The sequence below is a fragment of the Bradyrhizobium sp. CCGE-LA001 genome, assembly GCF_000296215.2.
In the GTDB taxonomy this organism is placed as follows: Bacteria; Pseudomonadota; Alphaproteobacteria; order Rhizobiales; family Xanthobacteraceae; genus Bradyrhizobium.
The window spans coordinates 7,311,754-7,331,439 of record NZ_CP013949.1 but is presented as its reverse complement, the minus strand read 5'-3'; the positions used below and the strand labels follow the sequence as shown (position 1 = coordinate 7,331,439).

Here is a 19,686-nt window from a genome sequence, read left to right as displayed (position 1 = left end):
CTTGGGCGCTTTTTCTGATCATCAACTCTTGAAGACTTGTGCCGAGTGCTAGCGGCTCCGGTACGCGCCGCTGGTTCAAAAGAAACAATAATCGCGAGCGACTAGTGGTGCTGCCGCCATTCAGCATACGCTTTACTGAGATAAGCCTCGCCATACGCCAGCGATTTCGTCACGTCATCAATTGCGGCATCAAATATCAACCCAGCCTGGCCCACATTTCGAGGCCTGATATCGTTGAATAGGGTCCGCAACCGTAACGATCCCTGCGCGTATCGTTGAAGGAATAGGCTATTCAACTTGGTCATTTGCTCGCCGGCACTTCGAGTCCACAGCGTTCCTTCGCGCAAGGTAAAATCAACTCCAATGTCTCCGAGTTTTGCCAGGGCCTTGGCTTGGCTCTCGATCGAGAGCAGGCCCCATTGTTTCCGAAAGAAGCCGGCAGTTGGATTAATACTCTTGATAAACCAATCTCCTTCGCGAAAGATACTCACGCCAGGCCCGGCCCATGGGCTCGATACGTGAGTTGCCTCTTTGACAAGTTTGGGTACCGCCGCTTCCGCAAGTTGAGGCGAGCTATGCAAGGAGAGCTGCGCCGCTTCGCGGCCTAACAGCTTCATGCCTCCGCGCCACAGAATCTTGCCTGCACCCGTGGCAAGTGACTTGACCAGAAAGACATCCGAGACGGCCAGCGCACCCCAAAGCGTACCCCTCCAATAATTCCCTTCCTGGAAATGATGATAAGACTCCTTCCCTGATCCCCAAATAGGGATGAGTGATTCTTTGAAGCCGGGCTCTTCCACTCGAGGCAGCGAGAAACCTCGGTCCGAACTCTTGGTGTTCAAGCTTCCCTGAACTTGCCGGGGCTGTTCCTGGCGATTGCGTGCTGAATCAGGTTTGCTTTCGAATAGACCAGTAGGATCCATGTGGGAAACAGGATTGCTGCCCACGTAGCAATAACGGTTAGGCCCATCCACCACGCCAGCCGGATCCGCCGATATCCATCGCCCAAGCCACGGCGCGTAGTAGCGTGCGCCGTGATAGCTCAACCCGGTCGACTCATCGCGCTCCTTTGCCGTGAAGCGATAGCGGCGCGCGGCTGCGCCCGATGTCGGGGCCTGATAACTGGTGCCGCCATAGGGATAGTATTCTTCTCGCGCGAGGAGTTCGCCGCTGGCTTGGTCGACCTCGATGCAACGCGAGCCGAGATGGTCCGGGATCTGCAACCGCACCTGCGCGTTGGCGCCGCCGGCATGGTCGACGATCGCCAGAATCCCGTTGCCGTCGCGGATCACCGAGGAATTTTTCGCCGAGCCGGCCGAGAAGAATTCGAACTGACCAAGATAATACCGCGTCCCGCGCGGCTCCGATTTGGCCACGCGCTCGCCGGCGGCGTCATAGGCAAAGCGGCTGTCGTCGCCGCCGCCCCGGGTCAGGACGAGGCGGTCGCGGTAGTCCCATCGTAGATCGGTGAGATGAGCCATGCGAACGACGTTGCCGTGGGCGTCGCAGTCGAGGGTTTCCAGCTCGGTGTTGCCGATCGTGACGCTGCGCAGGCGGTTGTTGACCACCTCGACGTTGAAGCTGCGTGTCCAACTGCCGGGGCCCGCGACGTGACGCTGGCGGACCATGTTGCCGACGGGATCATATTGATAGGTTTCGCGGTAGTTGCGGAACGCGTGCTGGTCGTGCGCATGGGCGCAAAGGTCGTAAGGGAAGCCTTTCGGCTGCTCGTTCCAGGTCCCCGACGTGCGACTGCAATGCTCGCGCCCGCGTGCGGTGACAAGCCGATAGAGCGAGTCGTAGTTGAACGTGCGAAGCGGATCGACACGCTGACCTGCATTGAACACGACCTCGATACTGCGGTCGAAGATGTGGGTGATGTTGCCGACAGGATCGAAGATGTGACGGATATTCTGGAAATCGCCGGCGCGCTGGCTGTGCAGCCGTCCCGTGAGCGGATCGAACACATATTGCAGGCCCGGTCCCGCGCCGCCATGCCGGAGCGACAGGCGCTGGCCGGACGCACGATAGGTGATGCCCGTGACAACCGCGCCGCCCGGAGAGGACGTCACTTCGATCAGTTGCCCCGAGACGGAATACTTCCGGGCAATCCTCGATCCATCGCTTACCGACTCGACCGGACGCGATTGCGCGTCGAACTCGTCCTGACGCGTCTCGGTCCTGGCGGGCTGGCCGGGCAGTACGGTTGTGCGTTCGGTTCGGGTGGGCGATCCATGCCAGTCGTAGCTTGCAATCGTCGATGATCCCCCCTCGTCGTCCTGTCGATACAGACGTCCTCTGAGGTAGTTGGCTGCGCCGTCGGCGACGCTCTCTCCGTAGGCGTAGGATTCGCGGGTGCGTTCGCTGCCTGCTTCGCGCACGGTGACCCTTAGCAGCCGTCGCAGGCTGTCGTATTCATGCACGATGCGACGCTGCATCGCGTCCCATTCGACCACGGTTTTGCCGTCAACGGCCGTGAGCAGTATTCGGCATCCGCTGTCCATGCTGTGGGAGCGCCAGGGCAACCCGATCATCGAGTAGTCCCAGCGCATCACCGCACGCTCCATGGTGTCGATAACGGCGCGCAAATTGCCCTCGACGTCGTATTCTGATCGCGTGCAGATGAATTCGTTCCGCGCTTCTGAATCGCGGCGATGATGCACCACGGAGAGGAACTGCCGGCCGAGCGGATCGAGGAACGTGCGCGAAGGGGTGGCCGCATGAACTGCAGTCTGCAAGGCGCACTCGCGTTCGTGGCGTTGCCTGGCCTCGTCGTCCGGCCACGACTCCTGGTTTAGATCCAGGTCAACGCGTTGCTGATACCAGGTCGGCAGCACCTCGCCGGCCGGTAGTTTGCGGAAGAACCCGTGAACATCCGCATCGTGAAGCGGATTCAGGAGCACGGTGTCGTTGGCGTCCCAGGTCTCTTCACCCCAGGGATGGTGAGTCTGCTTCTCGTAGCTGTGGCCGACTGGTGCGGTCGGCGCCACGGCGCCCGAGTCAAGGAATGTCCGGTGTGGCGCCAGCTTCGTGCGCACCCGCTGCAATGCGTCGTAGAATGTCGTGTGCGACGCGCCTTCGAGCCGGCCGGGCTCAAAGCCGTGGGTTGCCGTGAAGAAAGCCTCGTACTCGCGGACGATCTGGTTCTTGTTGTCGTGGATCTGCCAGCCTGAGCCGATCCAGCGTGTGACGCTTGTGTTCGCGGGATCGTGGACGGGATCGAGCGGACCGGCATTGGTCAGCTGCTTGGTCTGGGCGACTTCGCCAAAGCCGTTGGAGTAGGCAAAAACGATCTCGATCGTCGCGCCTTTATCTTGTGAGATGTGAAACTGCCGCGCAACTGTCGCGGCCCAAACCGGCTGCACGCGGGACACCGTTTGGCCGGCGGTGACCGCGATCGACCGCTGCAGATCGCAGGCGGCGAACATGTCATGGACAAAGCGCGAGGTGGCGCTTCCTATCGAGGAAGGTGCTCCGGAGCCGGGCTGCGCCAAAGCCACGGGCGTACCGAAGAATTTCGCGATGTCGGCCGCCGCTAGATTGACGCTGATGCCCCCCAGAGTATCGCCGGTCGGGCGATGCTGGTTGCCGCGCAGGGCTGTCGCAGCCACCATTCCGCGGAGGTCGAATCGCACTTCGGCCACCGAGCCGTTGGGATCGGTGATCTGCCGGGGTCGAAGCAGGCGGTAGTCGTTCCTGATGCGGGTCTCGTTTCCGGCGGGATCGACGATGCGCTCCGGCATCAGGACGCCGATGCCGAATTCCTGGATGGTCTTCTTGTAGAACGCATCGAAATGCGTAACGGGAACGAAAAATGCCTTGGGGTCGTATTGCTGAAACGGCGAGGGCGCCCACCAGCTTTCACTATCAGCGTCGTCCGGCCAGGCTGCGGCCGGAAACAGGGACGAGGACACCACGTCGCGGCGCCGCTGGTAGCCCGCGCCGAGCAGGCGATCGGCATCGACGGGCTCCCGGGCCTCGTCGGCCAGTCTCTGAATCATCTGTGGCGTAGATGCGAGCTTGAAACTCTGATGGGCGAGAGCCGGTAGCGCGAGGCCGCCGAGCGGCAAGGCCTTGTCTTGCGCTGCGTTCCAGTAGTGCAAGCGGTTGTGCTTGATCCGCCGGCGCGTCGCGGTGCCGTGTTTAACGGACTGGTAGGGCAAATCGACAATTGCGACCGTCGTATCGAGTGCGGTTGCGTCGACCGGCCGATAGAAGCCCTTCGGACCCGTGGGAGGAACGCCGGTGATCTCCCAGTCGATGCTTTCGGCGGGCAGTGCCGCCTGATGATCGAGCGGGTTGGCGAGCGGGTCGGCGACGCCGTTCGTGTAGCGTTTGCGTGAGTAGGTGAGGGACGTGCGGCTCTGGATCTTCCGTGCTTCGTCGTTGAGGAAAGCAAGATCCCGAACGAGGCCCGCCGTCCGCCGTCCGTAGGCGGCGTGCGCGGACTGCAACACGTTGCCCCACTCGTCCGTTTCCAGCGTGAACAGGTGTTGGACACGCGGATCATCCGGCCGCTGCTCGTAGCTGTAGTCGATCTGCTGCGCAGGATTGACCTGGAAGACGGCATGGCGATTGCCGGCCGTCGGCTGGCAGCGACGAACGGAATAGCTGTGTTCCGAAACGGTGTAGGGCCACGCACCGGGCAGTACCCCTCCATCCTCTTCACCGGAGTAGAGTTCCTGCCGCAGCACCGAACCGCGGAGTGCCAGGATCGCGTCGCGCGTCTCGGCCTCATTCAGTTCAGGCACGGCGGTGTCGGGCAGCAGAAGCGCCTCGGGATCGGCGGCGAAATATTCCATCGCCAGCCGTTCGTTCAGTGTCTCGTCCTTTAACGTCGCTCCGGTGTGAAACCACGTGCGGGTGACAGTCGGAGGAAGCTCGAAGGCGGCGTTTGCGCCGAACTTGGGTGATGGCGCGCGATCGGCGGTGGCTTCGTATCGCACCGCATCCCGCTGTTCGACATGCGCGAAGCCGCAGAACTCGCGTTCCTGTCCGTCGTAGTGACCGTGCCTATAACGATAGCTGTTGGTCAGGATCTTGCCGGTGACGAGATCATGATGTTCGACGCGTTCGATGACCTGCACGGGGAAGCCGAGCTTGGTGATCCACGGTCTGCTATTGTCTCGGTCCTCGATGCAGAACTGTGCCGACGTCGTATAGCGGAAATGCGTTTCGCCGCCGCGATTGTTGGTGTAGCGAACGAGCAGATGCGGCTTTTGCGATCCTCGTGTATCGGGGGAAACCGCGGGATCGGGCGACTGGCCTCCGACGAAATGCAGATAGCGAAGCGGCGCCGACGGATCGGGACTGCCCGGCGCGAACACCAGGCAAGAGGTGCCGTTGGCCAGCAAATCCACAACCGAGACCGCGCCGGGATCGTCGATCGGTGGGAAAGGAATCGTGACGGGGCGGCTGAAGCCATTGCCCGACTGGTTGCGCCAGCAGCGCAGTCCGTCGGCGCCCAGATAGGCAAGATCGGTCGAGCCCGAGCCATCGACATCGACCAGCCGGATACGGCTGGCGCTGAACAGTTCGGACCGGTCGAATATGACATGCTCGCCAGTTTCGTTCCCGTCCGCGTCGCGAATCGTAAGCGGGATGCGCGCTCCAAACCGTCCTGCGCCGAGATTGGGCCAGTAGCAGATCTCGCCATTACGTATCCGCACAAGGTCGGTCAGACCATCGCCTGACATATCCGCGAGATACACCATGTTGTTTCGATCCGCGAACAACAGGCGCGGCCCGTTCTTTTCCTCGCTAGTCCAGCTCAATCGCTCCGGGGGAGCGAAGCCGTTTTCGCCGAGCGAACGCTGCCAGACATAAGCTCCTTGTTCAGACGACACGAGGTCGGAAAGTCCGTCGCCGTCCAGGTCGAAGAGGCGCACGTTCGGATCGTCGGGATCGAGCGCCGGACTGTGGGCGAAGGGGACGAATTGATCCCACTTGTAGTCGGCCGTGCGTTCGCGAAAACCGGCGGCAGGCCGACCGAACTCAACGGCCTCGAGTTGGCCGTCACCGCCGAGGTCGAGCAGCGCAACCGAGCCGCTACTTCGTGACGTCATTGCGCCCGATAGCGGGGCTTGATAGCCGACCGGCTGCGGCGCGCTGAACCGCCCACCGCCGCTGTTGCGCGCGTATAGCCAGGCGCCGTCGGGCGACCGGAACAGGGCGCCCGGTGCTCCCTCGGCGTCCAGATCGATCCAGGAATAGTGGGGTCTGTCCAGCGCAGCGCGCAATGTCGGCAGGGCGTCGGGCGCGAGCCTTTCAACGCGCGCCTTAGCAAGGTCCGGCACGCCGGCATAGGCAAACTGTAGGGGTGGAAATGCCTTGCCAGTAACCCCGTCCCAGGCCACCTGGGTGACCGCCGCGAGCTTGCTGAGGTAAGGATTCTCTTCGTAGGTCAGCTCAAGCGAGCGAGTGAGCCCCTCATAGGCGTCTGACAGACGATGATATGAGAGAATTCGCCGGCACAGCCGGCGAGTCCGGATGGCAAATCCGCTTCGATAGGACGTAAAACTGTCCTGCCGGAAACGGCCTGCCGCCGGCAGGACGCAGCGGTCCTTGTCGACCGGCCGCTCCACGAGCGCGAGGATATCGGCGATGCTCTTCGAGGGATCGCCGATCGCATGGCCATAGTCGAACTTCAGTTCGAACAACCAGGCACTATGCTGCGAAACGGCAGGAAACGCCGCCGTCAACCAACCGTGACGATCGTAGGGCGTAGCGTTTCCGTATTTAACGGAGACGAGGTAGCACGGCGATGCAACGAGCGGACTGACATGTCCGTCGTCGTCGGCTGCGTATCCGTAGAGAACTGCGTTGCCGCGATCATCGAAAGAGCGCTCCAGCTGCCACTGAAATATTTTTGGCGTATCGTCGGCGACGCCAGGGGCGCGAAGCTGCGAGGCTGCTGAAAAGCCATACAGGCTGGTGACGTTCGACCGGCTGATGATCCGCCAGAAGCTATGCGGGCACGATCGCCTGCCGTTTTCACCGGGCACGATCCTGCGCCACCACTCGATGCGGCTGCGTATGTTGTCCACGCGCGGTATGTAGGGACGCACCTCGTAATATTCGGATGCAGGAGGTGACGAAATGAGTTCACCGTCGAGGGAGTGATACCGCAAGACCGCCTCACCTGCGCCATCGACTAGGCGAACAAGCTCGTCCGAACCTGCAGCCATGAAGCGGTCGGAGCCGATCTCGTCCTCGTAACGCGGAATTCCCTTGTCCGTCCTTCGGGAAATTGCGGGGGCTGCAACGTTCCAGCCGATGCCAAACGGACCATTGCCCGAGCCGGATTCGTAGTTCAGCGAGAGCTCTGGGACGACACCCCCGCGTACTGCATCGATGCCAAGAGGCACCGAAAGCCGTGCGGTACCGCGATAGACATCCACGCTGGCCTTTTCATCAATGCTACGAACAGCCCCGCCGCCCTTGGGAAGGTTGGCCGCAAAGCTCTGGCTTTGAGTTGCAGCCTCGGCAGATAGGGGAGTCGATCCGGAGGCTTGTCTTGCTCCGCTCGCAACGGGGTGAGGTGGGAACGCATTGGACATCGGCTGATACCTGAGCCGCGAGCGGCAATCTCTCATTCAATTCGTCTACGAAGCAATCAAGAACATCTGGAATCGTTATGAAGCCGCCAATCGAAGGATCTATTGAGTTTACGTGCTACTCTGCTTTCGGCAGAACTAGCCCCGTCATTTTTGTGCCGTCCACCGACCGAGCGGGCCGCGCTCAAACATTCTAATCCCATCAGGTTCTACCAAGGCGTGTACAAAAGCAATCCCTATTCGGACCGGCGTGGGCCCAAACCGTCGTGGCTATTGACTTCGTCAATGAGCAAGGGGCCACAAGCTACGTTTGTGGCGAGTGTCGATGCGGTCTCACCCTTCTATCGTCCTCCAAAGTTCGGTTCACCATCCGCGACACTGACCTAGGAAATATTGGAAGGTGTTGGTGAAGCAGGGAATTCCGGGCAACGATCCGGGTCAATCAACGACGGAGTGTCGCGGCACCTGGACCTGACCGGCGAGGGCGTTATAGAGCGTCGCAATTCGCCCAGCCTACAGCACATCTTACGCGAGTAAAAATTTTCAGTTACACTATCCCCCCTGCGCGGTTGAGGTTGAGGGGCGCCTAGCTTTTTTTCGCGTTGGCGCCGTGGGTGACAGAGTGGGGGCTTGATGACGGACATCGCAGCCGGGTCGCCGGTGCTGCCGCTAGGGCGGAAGTTCGTGATTTTCGCCGACGGCACCGGCAACGCATTCAGCGCTCAAGAATCGAACGTCTGGCGCCTCTATGAAGCGCTCGATCGCACCAAGACGGACCAGGTCGCGTACTACATCAAGGGCGTCGGCACCGCCGGTTGGAAACCGTTCGCCCTATTTGACGGCGTAACGGGCGTTGGCGTGCCGTCGAACGTGCGCACTCTCTACCGCTTTCTCTCCTGGAATTGGCAGCCGGGCGACCACGTCTACATCTTCGGTTTCAGTCGCGGCGCCTTCACCGCGCGCACGCTCGCCGGCATGATCGCCGCGCAGGGGCTGATGCCGGCTATGATAGACGGCAAGAGCGTCTCGCATGCCGACATGGCGCGCAACACGAAGGCCGCCTGGCGTGCCTATCGCAGCGCCAGCGTGACATGGCGCAACGTTTGGCCGACGGTCACTCTCGCCCGGGTCGTCCGCGACGTGTTGCTGTGGATATGGCAGGAGACCGGCGGCCGGCTGCTCGGCCACCAGCGGTACAGCGATGTGCTCGACAAACGGAAGGAGCAGGACGACAAGCTCACCGACAGCGGCGTCAATTCCGAGAGCCGGCGCGATAATGTTCACATCGAGTTTCTCGGCCTGTTCGACACGGTCGAGGCGTTTGGCGTGCCGATCGAGGAGCTGCGCGTCGCGATCGACTATGTGATCTGGCCAATCTCGTTCCGCAATGGCAAACCGAGCCCGAAGGTCAAGCGGGTTCGGCACGCGCTGTCGCTCGACGACGAGCGCGAGACCTTTCATCCACTGCGGTTCGAACGCGAGGTTATCAAGGACCCGGACGGCAAGGAGTCCATCAGCCCAGCAGAGCAGGAGCGCATCAAGGAGGTCTGGTTCGCCGGCGTACATTCCGACGTCGGCGGCGGCTACCCGGATGGCAATTTGTCGTATGTGCCGATGACGTGGATGGCAAGCCAGGTCGAGGGCCAGCTGCGCTTCCAGGACGGGCGCATCGATTATTTCCGCGCCTATCAGTCGGCGATCGGTCCGGTGCACGACTCGCGCGCGGGCGCCGCTGTGTTCTATCGCTACAGTCCGCGCGGCATCGCAAGCGACTTGAAAGATGGTGGGCCGCCGGTGCTGCATCACAGCGTGGTGCAGCGCATGCTCAAGGGCTGCGACAACTATGCGCCGGTGACGCTGCCGGCGAAGTCGCTGGTCTGGCTCCCGGGACCGACCGGCGCAACGGCGGAATTGATCTTGCCACCGGAGAAGCGCGCGCGGGTCCGCTGGCAGCCGGCGGCCAATGCGACGCAAGCGCGGCGCGACAATGCTGCGGCCGGCGAGGCCGCGATCGACCAGTTGCCGCCGCCCAGCGAGACGATCGTCGAACGGACTCTCGATACGGTGTGGTGGCGGCGCGTTTCCTATTTCTGGCTGCTCGCGCTCGCCGCGGTGGCCCTGGCCTGGCCGGTTCTCGCGCCGAAACTTGTGGCCGTACTGCGCGGCCTCGCCGTTCTGGCGGGACTTGGGGGGGTCTTTGAACAGCTCGAGGAGGGTAACGATCGGTCCGTTCGCGTTCTCGCGGTGCCCTTCGATCTGTTGCAGGCTTTCCTGCCTTCGGCAGCCGCCGCGTGGCTCGAGACAGCACGCACTTATCCGTTGCTCACGCTCTTGCTCGCCACCTTCATCTTTTTTGCCTATCAATGGTCGACGTCGCTGCGTGACAGGATCCGCGAGCGCGCGCGACTTGCTTGGTATCACCCGGAGCGCATTGTCGCAGGCAAAGAGCGCGAAACCTGCGAGGCGGCGCGGGAGCATGCCGGCAGACGCAGCTTCGCGCGCGAGATGCGCAACTGCCATCTCGCGAACGGGCTGGCGATGCTCGTATCGACCTGGGTCTTTCCGGGGGTGCTGCTCACCGCTCTTTTCGGCTCCGTATTCGTCGCTGGCAACCGCTCATTGTTCGACTGGTACGCCGGACGCAGCACCCCGATGTGCGTGACCGCGGGCGAGTTCGTAGTCGACGAAACGCCGAAGCAAGCCGGCAAACTGTTCGAAACGAGCGCGATGTGCTGGGGTAGCGGGCTTTGGATCGAGAAAGGCCGCCAGTACCGCCTATCGATGAAAGTCGTGGAGCCATGGTTCGACCGCACGACCATGTCGGGCACGAACGGCTTCACGACGTCGCTTTTCACCTCCCACGGCCTGGGCCTCGCTAGCCGGCGCTGGTATCACGCGGACTGGTTCCAACCGATCGCCCGTGTCGGCAAGTGGGGCACCTCCGAATGGCCGTTGGTTGCCAATAACAAGCGACCGGCCGACGAACTGCCGCGCAAGGCCGCGCCGGCGCTGATGCAGGAGCTGCCGTCCAGGTTTGCCTACGCACCTAGCCCCGAAACGGTCGCGAACAACGGCAACAAGGACTGCCGGCTGATCCCGACTGACAAGATCGATGCGTCAAAAATGGACGACGCGAAGCAGGAGTGGGACGCGCAGAACCTCGCGCGCGAGTTCGTTGCCGATTTCATCGCGCCGGAATCGGGCGAGCTTTTCCTCTACGTGAACGATGCGATCCAGATCGTGCCATTCCTGGGGCCCTACGGCTGCTACTACTCTAACAATCGCGGCACCGCGCAGGTCACACTGCAGCGCCTGCCGGCGTCGCCGGTTGCTCCGGCTCCACCGAACTGAGCATCGCGGGAACGGACACCATGATCGACGATATCAAGGACACCAGCGAAGTGTTGCTCGAGGAGCTGCAGTATGTCCGCTATCGCCGCTCGGGTGTCATCGGTCCAGAGCAGAATTCTCAGGCCAATACGGCAGCCAATATCGATCGCTATCACAGGCTGGTCGAGGATCTTGCGACGCCGCTTGCGGCGCTGTGCCTTTCGGGTGGCGGAATCCGCAGCGCTGCGTTCGCGCTCGGCATTGTGCAGGGACTGGCGAAGCGGCAAATTTTGGAAAAATTCGACTATCTGTCGACTGTGTCCGGCGGCGGCTATGTTGGCAGTTTCCTCGTCGCTTGGATCCAGCGGCATGGATTCGACGATGCGCAGGGGCAGCTCAGCGGCAATGAACCAATGCGCACGAATTCACCACTACGGCACCTGCGCAACTACAGCAACTACCTGACGCCGCGGACCGGGCTGTTCTCCGCTGACCGGTTAACGATGGGCGTGATCTATGTTCGCAATCTGCTGCTTAACTGGCTAGTGCTGCTGCCAGTCGTCGTGCTGGTCGTCGCAGCGGTAAAGCTGATTGCGGTCGGCGCTTGGAACGCTCCACCGGAATGGCGTGCCATGCTCGCGATTATCGCGGTCGCTTTCATGGGTATGTCGTTCGTGGATTCTATCGGGCAGCGGCCGGGGCCCCACGGAGACGTGGCTGATTCCGGCCTGTTCAATTTCTATGTATTCGAGATCATTCCGATGCTGATCGGCGCGACGCTGATCACGGTCGCTACCATCGGCTTCGTCCTTCCGCCGGACATCACGATCACGGACGTCGGCTTCGTCTTTCCGCCTGACAACATCGCCGGATATCAAAATTCTCCCCTCTCGATCAGCATCACCTTCTTTTTTGCCAGCGTCAGCGCCGTTACCGGCCTACTCGCCTGCCTTGTCGCGCTCTATTTTTCGAGTTTCGCACGCCCGCCCAGCGACGCGTCTCTGATCGCGCCGCGGAAACTTGCAACTGTCGCTGGCGCTATCGTGGTGAGCTGGGCGGTGGGGGCGGCATTGGTTGGTCTTGCGATTTATGGCGGTGACCGGTTGCACGACCTGCCGGCACCGCTGACGCCGCGGCATACTTTCATCATTGCAGGACCGCCGGTTGTCATGCTCACCCTGTTCCTCGGCGAAGTCATCTATGTGGCGCTGACGCACATGACAGACTGGAGCGACGGCGAGCGCGAGTGGTTGGCGCGCGCGGCCGGGCATCATCTACTGGCGGCAACAGCCTGGCTCCTTCTGTTTGGTCTAGTGCTGCTCGGGTCGCTAATCGTCTTCGATTTGATGAGCCATCCAACGAGGCTGCAGTTGGCGGGCTTCGCCGGCGTGGGCAGCCTCGCCGGCGCAACAACGGCGCTGCTCGGCTGGGCAAAATCGACAACAGCGACGATCAAGGAAAACGTCAGGTCGTGGATGGAGCTGCCGCGCGATCTGGTGATGGCTGTGGCGACGATGGTGTTCACGGTCAGTCTGATCGTGCTGACGTCGGTCGTGCTCGACTGGCATATCCACGGCACGGCACTGCTTCCTGCCCACACCGACACTGGACTGACCTGGGCGGTAGCCGCCGCAGCTATGACGATCGCCCTTGCAACGTCGTATTTTGTCGACATCAATCGCTTCTCGATGCACGGAGTCTATCGCAATCGCCTGATCCGAACATTCCTCGGCGCCTCGCATCATCCGCGCGAGGCCAACGAACTGACCGACTTCGACCGCAACGACGATCTCGGCCTTGCAACGATCTGGCCGGGGACAAGGGTGAGGGAGCCGGCGCCGGCAAACAAACCGGGCCAGCGCCCGCCTTTGCTCGTAGTAAACATGGCGCTGAACGTCGTCGGCAGCTCGCAACTCGCCTGGCAGGAGCGCAAGGCGGTATCGTTCACGGCAACGCCGCTCGCGATCGGCACCGGCGATCTGCCATCGATGGGGCAATCGGGGGGCCTGCCGGCCGGCTATTTCCGCAATACTGGGGACTATGGTGGCGGCATCACGCTCGGGAGTGCGATGACGGTTTCCGGCGCCGCCGTCAGCCCGAATATGGGCTACAGTTCGTCGCCCGCCTACAGCATCCTGATGACGCTGTTCAACGTTCGTCTCGGTGCGTGGTACGGAAATCCGGGGCCGAAAGGACACAAGAGCCACAAGAGTTCGGGGCCGCTGTTCTCCGCAATCCCTCTAATCTCCGAAGCGCTCGGGATCACCACCGCGGATCGACACTATGTCTACTTGTCGGACGGCGGCCACTTCGACAATCTGGGCATCTACGAAATGTTACGCCGGCGGTGCCGGCTCATCGTCGTCAGCGACGGAGGTGAGGACTGCAAGATGACTTTCGAGGACCTCGGCAACGCGCTGCGGCGGGCGGAGATCGACCTCGGCGTCACCGTGCAGTTCGAGTCGTTCGACATCGCCGCCAGGCTGACCGATGCCTCCTCGCCTTGCGCCGTCGCCACCATTACCTATCACCTGCCTGAGCGCAGCACCGGCAAACTGCTCTACATGAAGCCGTGCCGCGACGATAGCGCCCCCCTGTCCGTGCGCAGCTACGCGCTCATGCACGAGAAGTTTCCGCATGAGCCAACGACAGACCAGTTTTTCGGGGAGACCCAGTTCGAGGCCTACCGCGCGCTCGGCGAGCACGTCATCGACACGATCGCTCCGACTGCCACTGACAGCGGCGTCGGCAGTTTCATCGCTGCGGTCGAGAAGGCGGTGAAACAGCGCGTGGCGAAGCAGAAGAGGGCGGGAAAGCAGTGAACGTTGGTAGATGCTGAGGGGCATCCTTCTATTATTGTCAGGCGCTAATGTGCGTTAGCGAACTTTGTGGTTGATCGAGATCGGGGGCCGTTCGACATGAATTTTGTTCATCTATTGCCGATACCGATGTTCGTGGCGTGGCTCGGGACCCTTGCTCCGGCGGCTGCACAGGTCCCCAATTGGAACGACGACCAGGCCGTCTGTACCGGACTCGGCGCTGCGCGCGGCCTGTTCCTGCTTTATCCGGCCCACATTGCTGCCGCGCCGGGCGAAGCTGGCAGCCTCGGGGACGGCCGCCGCTATTATCGCGTCAACGGCGTAGCCCTGACATATCACCCCGAAGCGCGCTTGTTCATGATCGGCGGCAGGGTCCTGGCGGGCCGGGAAGAAGTCTGGAGTGTGCGCACCGAAACGATTGAGGAGCCCGGGGTGGATATCGGGAGCCGGATCGAGGCAGACAAGGTCAAACTCTGGCGGCCGGGCATTGCAACGGAGTGCTCGGGCGGCAAGGCGTTACTGCAGTTTGGTGGTGGTCGTTGGCTCAACAGCCGCTGGGTCAGCATGCGCGAATATGCCCAGAATCACGCCGATGACATTTCGCGCAACCCGCTGGGAACGAACATAGGCGATCGTCTGCATCTCGATCTGAAGGACGGCGGCACCGACTGCGTCGGAAGTAACAGCGATCTTGTTACCCGCGGACAGCGCTGGAAGACTTACGGCTTCGAGAGGTTGCCCGACGACATGGAGGTGCTGCGGACCGTGTTCGGCGCTGACGCCGAGCGTAGGCGTCAGAAGAAGGACGCGGAGACTCGCGGCTCCTATACCACTGAATTCGCTATCGTTTCGGCAGGTGACAGCGCGGCACCGGCTTGCTTCGGCTTCAGTGTTCCGACCCAGGATTCCTGGTCGTTCAGGACTTGGCAACCCTATCGGACCATGATCAGACTGTGGCGCGCGAGCAAGAATGGCGATCGCACGCCCTTAGTACGGACCGTCACGTGGAAGACTTCCTCGGGCCGCTAAACGGGAGCTATCGATGCCGACCAGCAGTATGTCCGCAGCCGTGCTTGCCAGCGAGGCGATCGAGGCGGAGGCCGAGCCGTCCAGCATGCTAACCCTGACGCGCTTTCCTGGTCGCGCGATGCTCGGTAATCGCCGCATCGAACGCGGACTAGCCGCGCTGATCTGGCTGTCGCTGCCGTTCCTGCTGCATCTGATGCGCGTGCACCCCGGCGGATACGGCAAGCTACTCGGAGAATATCCAGAATATTTCTTTCTTGCCGCCGTCGCCGCTCTCTTGGCCGTCTTCGGACTGTTTGTTCTGACTCGAATGTTCGTGAGCTGCGGGTATGACAAATCGCCGCTGCAATCCTTGGCGCACCGAGTGATGATGACATCGATCGTGTCAGCGTTTTCCGTCACGGTGATCCTGTTGTCGCTGTCGTTTCTGCTTGCTGAGAAGCTCCAGTCCGGCCAGCGCGAGAACCATGCGATCGATTCAATCAGTCTGCTATTGCGGAGCCTTGACTTGAAGGGAGACCAGTACGAGATCGCCGCCAGCGCTGCGCATGCCCTGGTTGCGGCACTGCTCATCAACCTTGGCGTCAGCGCGCTGGCCCGATGGCTGAAAACGAAGCCGGCACAGACAAGTTACACCTCGGGTCGCAATAGCGGCAAGGTAGCCGTCGCAAAGGCGCCTGAACCACTTCTCGCTTTCGTCGTACCATTCGCCTGGCTGACGCTAGTCGTCATCCTCTGGCTCACGACGCTGTCGTCGGGCTGGCTGCTGTCCTGGGCGCAGCGCTGATACCGCCAAATGCGCACTTTCTCATCCGTCGGACCATCCTGATCGATGTCGCGCAATGGAAATGAATTGTCTTAATGATCGCTTGTTGTCGACTGTCAACGTGTCAACCTTGTCAACCCAGCTTCCGCCCTCTGCGGCTGGTGATTTTCTGGGGCGCGTTTGTGCCGTAGGGGGTGGCGTCCTCGGAGGGACCCGCATCCTCCCTCAAACCGCTTCGGTTCGGGCTAACAAGCGCAGGTCCTGAACTCAATCCGCAGTCTGCTAATCGCCAGAAAGCAGATTCTTTGCGAGGCCAATCACGCACCAATTGCGGACTCATTTTCCGCACATTCAGGCTTTCCGCCTGAGTTTCTGAACGCCTCAATGATCGCGGGTCGGCGGGCGTTGTGCCGCCGCAGCCCTTCGCCTGCGCGCCGTTGCGCAATCCACCGGCTCTTCGCGACGCCGGTGTGTAGCACAGGTCACGATTGTGAATTAGATTACATGCATCCGACCGTTGAGGCGTCGCCGCGGGCGCGGTTTCACCTGCCTCGACCTTGAATGCCGGCACGAGGGCGATGCAATGCAAGAACTCGCAAGTAACCTGCATGACCAGATAGCGAACCTTGAACGGGAGATCGCAGCGCTCGAGGCTGCCCGAAATAAGCCGTATGTGACATCCGTCTCATCAAGCGCGTCGCCGTCCGAGGAGCCTGGATGGTCCAAGACGTCGCGGCAGATCGAATTGGAAAGTCAACTTTCAGAATTGCGTCGGAGGGTCGATCGACGCCCAGGAAAGGCGAAGAACGAGAGCGAATCCGATTTCGACGAACAAGCGGGCAGTAGAGAGCAGCAGGCTGCTGGTGAAGAACCAGATACGCTGCAGGGGACCGGCACGATCGGTCAGAACGGTATCGCTCCTCTGGCGGATCCGCTGGCGCCGGCACGAGACCGTGGCGCTGCTCTACAGGACATTCTCGCGTTCACCTGGCCTGAGAGCGCCGTGCCCTATGTTTCGGCAAACCTTGGACGGCTGCTTCGGATTGCTGCGACCCGGCTCGACCACGATCGGATTTTGCGGCCACGTCAGGTTTTCGATGCGCTGCTGCACCGGCAGATTGGGCAAGGTATGGCGAGTAGGCCGAGCGTATTCCTGCCGAGGATAGTGCGCGAATATTCCAGTGCAACGCCCACTCAGCTTGGGCAGTTCGATTTCCCGTCCGAAACGACAATTGATGCGAGTGCGAGCAACGTGATCGTTGGTCCGGAACTCGTAGCCATTCTTCTTCGTATGTCCTTGCTGCGCGAAAAGACAAATGTCTCGTACCTTGAAGGCGGCGTGCGGCACTTCCTCGCCGGACTCGTCCTTGAAGAGATAGGGCGTGTAGCCAGCGATGCCGCTGGACTGAACTTTATCAGCTGGCGCGATACATTGACGCGGATTGTTCAGGACGAAATTAAGAATTACGTAAACCTGGGCGACAAGCTCGAGTCCTGGGGCCCGATCTTAGACGAGATGCGGCAGGTAAGCCTGCCCCCCGCGCCGCTGGCGAAACCCATGCGTTTGCGAATGATCGGACCGAGGCCGACTTGCTCAACACCGGGAGCGATGCGGCGGCGCTTGCTGATCTGTTACTGCTCGATGACCTCAAGCCGCCGGTCGCGGTTGGAGTGTTCGGTCCTTGGGGTTCGGGAAAGAGTACGCTTATCCGCCTGCTAAAGGATCAAATTGCCGCGCGCACGTCGCCGGAACCGAGTGTGCCGGCGGCGCCGAAGGTGGTGCAGATTAACTTCGATGCTTGGAGTCATGCCGATGCCGAAAACCTCTGGGCTTCCCTTACAGCAGAGCTGTTCGATCAGCTTGCCGATGCCATCGACGGCCGCGCACCGGACGGTAAGCTTAGGACCGGCCTGATCACAGAGATCGCCAAGCGACTGCGCAGGGACGCCGAAGCTTCGCCGCTGGTAGAAGGCGCTATCGAACTTCAGCGCGAGGCTATACAGGCGGCCGAGACAAAGCTCGTAGGCCTCGAGCACGAGCCAGTGGCAGCGACCGTGGCAGGCGAGATGGCCAAAGAACTCATCACAAAAGCAACCCCGAAGGAACTCAGCGATAAAGACAAAAAGGACCCGAACAAGAGGCGCGAAGTCGAAAAGGCCGAAGCCCACAAGAAGCGTCTCGACGAGTTGTTGCAGGCGTGCGGTGTACCGACCGGCGAGCGCGATCCGGAAAAGCTTGCGTCGCTCCTGTCGGGGTTGTTCGATCTGCCGAGCCGCGCCGGGCTGCTCTTCGTGCTGCTGCGCCGCAGTCTCAGCCGGGGCATCATCTATGGGCTCACTGCAGCCCTCGCCGTTCTTACCATCGGAGTCGGCGGGGCCGTCTGGTATCTCGGTTGGGGACGTGTCCCGGAGATTTGGTCCTACATCGTTAGTGCCTTTCCTTCCGTTGCTGTGCTCGGAACGCTGATCGGCACGGCTGCGATCGCGATCGGCACCGCGACGCCGATCCTCTCGCTAGCCGCCGAATTCCTCGCCCGCAAGGAGAAGCGAGCTGCCGAGCTAAACAATGAGCGGCGCGAAGCCTCTGAGTTGGTCAAGAAGGAACGCGAGAAGCTCGACGCCATGATCGCCGAGCAGAAGAAGGCAACGGAGTTCGCGGCCTCTTACAGCCTCGCGGCCGAGGGGCGATCTCGCGAAGGTCTGCTGCGCTACTTCATTACCTACTCGCCGGAGCTTGCCGAGGTGCGCAAGAAGCTTGGGCTTCTCGCGACGGTCAGGCGGTGCTTCGTAACCCTCGAGCAGATCATGCACGAGAAGCGTGCGGCAGCGCCGGCGGAGGTCAAACCCGCCGAAGGCAACTCCAAGCCCGCAGCAGACAAAGTAGCCGATCTCACCCACGTTCCCGAGGTGCGACGCATCATCGTCTATATCGACGATCTTGACCGCTGCTCCGAGCAGCACGTTGTGCAGGTCCTGCAGGCAATCCACCTTCTCCTTGCCTTTGACCTTTTCGTCGTAGTCGTTGCCGTCGATGCCCGCTGGCTGCATCGCGCTGTCGGCAAGGTCTACAGCGGCCAGCTTGCGGTGCCCGGGCAACCGGGTGATGCCGACCAACCGGTACAGCCCGCTGGCGCAACTGTCGCCGATTACCTTGAAAAGATTTTCCAGCTGCCGATCTGGATGCAGCCCATCAGCAATCCCGGAATGGTCGAGACATTCGTCAGCGGCATCGATAAACAGGAGGAAGAGCCCGCAGACTCTCCGGGGCAGGCCGCCGGTGACAAAGGCGGGCAGCAGGGCCAGGACAACATGGTGCCGATCGACGTGGCGCCCGATCCCACGCTATTTCAAACCGCGGCGCAACGACGAGCCACGATGTCAAAATTCGAGCGGCGAGCGCTGGCGGCCATGGCGCCGCTTGCAGGAAAGTCACCGCGCGGGCTGAAGCGCCTGGTCAATACCTACCGCCTAATCCGCGTGATGCGTGGGCCCACGGGCATTGCGGACTTGGAGGCGGGCGGCGTCGGCAAGACACCGCTCTATCCGTATTTGCTTTTTGCTCTCGCCTGCGAGGTCGGGCTCACCACGGAAACCGCGGCGCTGGTCGCCGAAATCGCTGGACAGAACCTGCCGACCGATGGCCTCCATCCGCTCGTGGCTTGTCTCCTTCCTAACAAAGAACCCGTCGCGGAAGGTCGAGATGATGCCCAGATCCGGTTACGTGAACGCCTCAACGACGAAGGCATGCGAGCCGCCGTCCTCACCGCATTGCGCGCCGTATACGTCGCCGCCGCCGGCCGCGACCCGTCGGAGACGCGCGCGACTGACACCGGCCCGGATATTTCCGCGAATGCGCTTCAAAGAGAGGATGAAATCTTTGTGGACCGCAAGACCGGCAGCGAGCGCTTCGCTCAGGCTTTCGCCGAAGCGGCCCGCTTTACGTTCCGTCCACGCAATCGCTGACCTGTCCGAGGTGACGGGCTAACAACTGTTCTCGGTGACGATGTGACCCGCAAGCGGGATGACCAGCTTCTTCCCCACGGGGACATTCTGTGATGGCCTTACCTAGAATTTAGAGATGAGAAGCAGTCCCCCCATTCGCCCTCGGCCTCGATTGGCATCGACAAGGAAGCCTCCCGCGTCTCTGCGCCGACATCGCGGCCGTGGGATACATTAAAAACCCTCCCGC

Annotated in this window: 7 protein-coding genes; 6 read left to right on the top strand and 1 reads right to left on the bottom strand. The window is 61.6% G+C overall.

Annotation, left to right across the window (positions count from 1 at the left end):
• Positions 1-101 precede the first annotated feature (101 nt).
• Positions 102-7,559, bottom strand: coding sequence for a SpvB/TcaC N-terminal domain-containing protein (locus BCCGELA001_RS33385; protein WP_158511670.1), 7,458 nt, complete (start codon positions 7,557-7,559; stop codon positions 102-104).
• A gap of 630 nt (positions 7,560-8,189) precedes the next feature.
• Between BCCGELA001_RS33385 and BCCGELA001_RS33380 the strand changes: the two genes are divergently transcribed.
• From BCCGELA001_RS33380 to BCCGELA001_RS33355, 6 genes are all read left to right on the top strand, one after another.
• Positions 8,190-10,907 carry a DUF2235 domain-containing protein gene (locus tag BCCGELA001_RS33380; RefSeq protein ID WP_008541586.1) on the top strand — a complete coding sequence of 906 codons (2,718 nt, stop codon included), beginning with the start codon at positions 8,190-8,192 and terminating at the stop codon, positions 10,905-10,907.
• A 20-nt stretch (positions 10,908-10,927) separates the two neighbouring features.
• The gene (locus BCCGELA001_RS33375) at positions 10,928-13,708 is read left to right on the top strand and encodes a patatin-like phospholipase family protein (protein ID WP_060737225.1); all 2,781 of its coding nucleotides are present in this window, start codon (positions 10,928-10,930) and stop codon (positions 13,706-13,708) included.
• Positions 13,709-13,804: 96 nt separating this feature from the next.
• On the top strand, positions 13,805-14,734 hold the full coding sequence (locus tag BCCGELA001_RS33370; protein ID WP_144441623.1) for a hypothetical protein: 930 nt from the start codon (positions 13,805-13,807) through the stop codon (positions 14,732-14,734).
• A 13-nt stretch (positions 14,735-14,747) separates the two neighbouring features.
• Entirely contained in the window at positions 14,748-15,518 is a 771-nt protein-coding gene (locus tag BCCGELA001_RS33365; protein ID WP_144441622.1) for a hypothetical protein, read from the top strand.
• Positions 15,519-16,080: 562 nt separating this feature from the next.
• Positions 16,081-17,217 (top strand): hypothetical protein, encoded by a 1,137-nt coding sequence (locus tag BCCGELA001_RS39210; protein WP_008541599.1) that lies wholly within the window; start codon positions 16,081-16,083, stop codon positions 17,215-17,217.
• The gene (locus tag BCCGELA001_RS33355) at positions 17,169-19,460 is read left to right on the top strand and encodes a P-loop NTPase fold protein (protein ID WP_236840917.1); all 2,292 of its coding nucleotides are present in this window, start codon (positions 17,169-17,171) and stop codon (positions 19,458-19,460) included. Before BCCGELA001_RS39210 ends, BCCGELA001_RS33355 begins: the two co-directional genes overlap by 49 nt.
• Positions 19,461-19,686 lie beyond the last annotated feature (226 nt).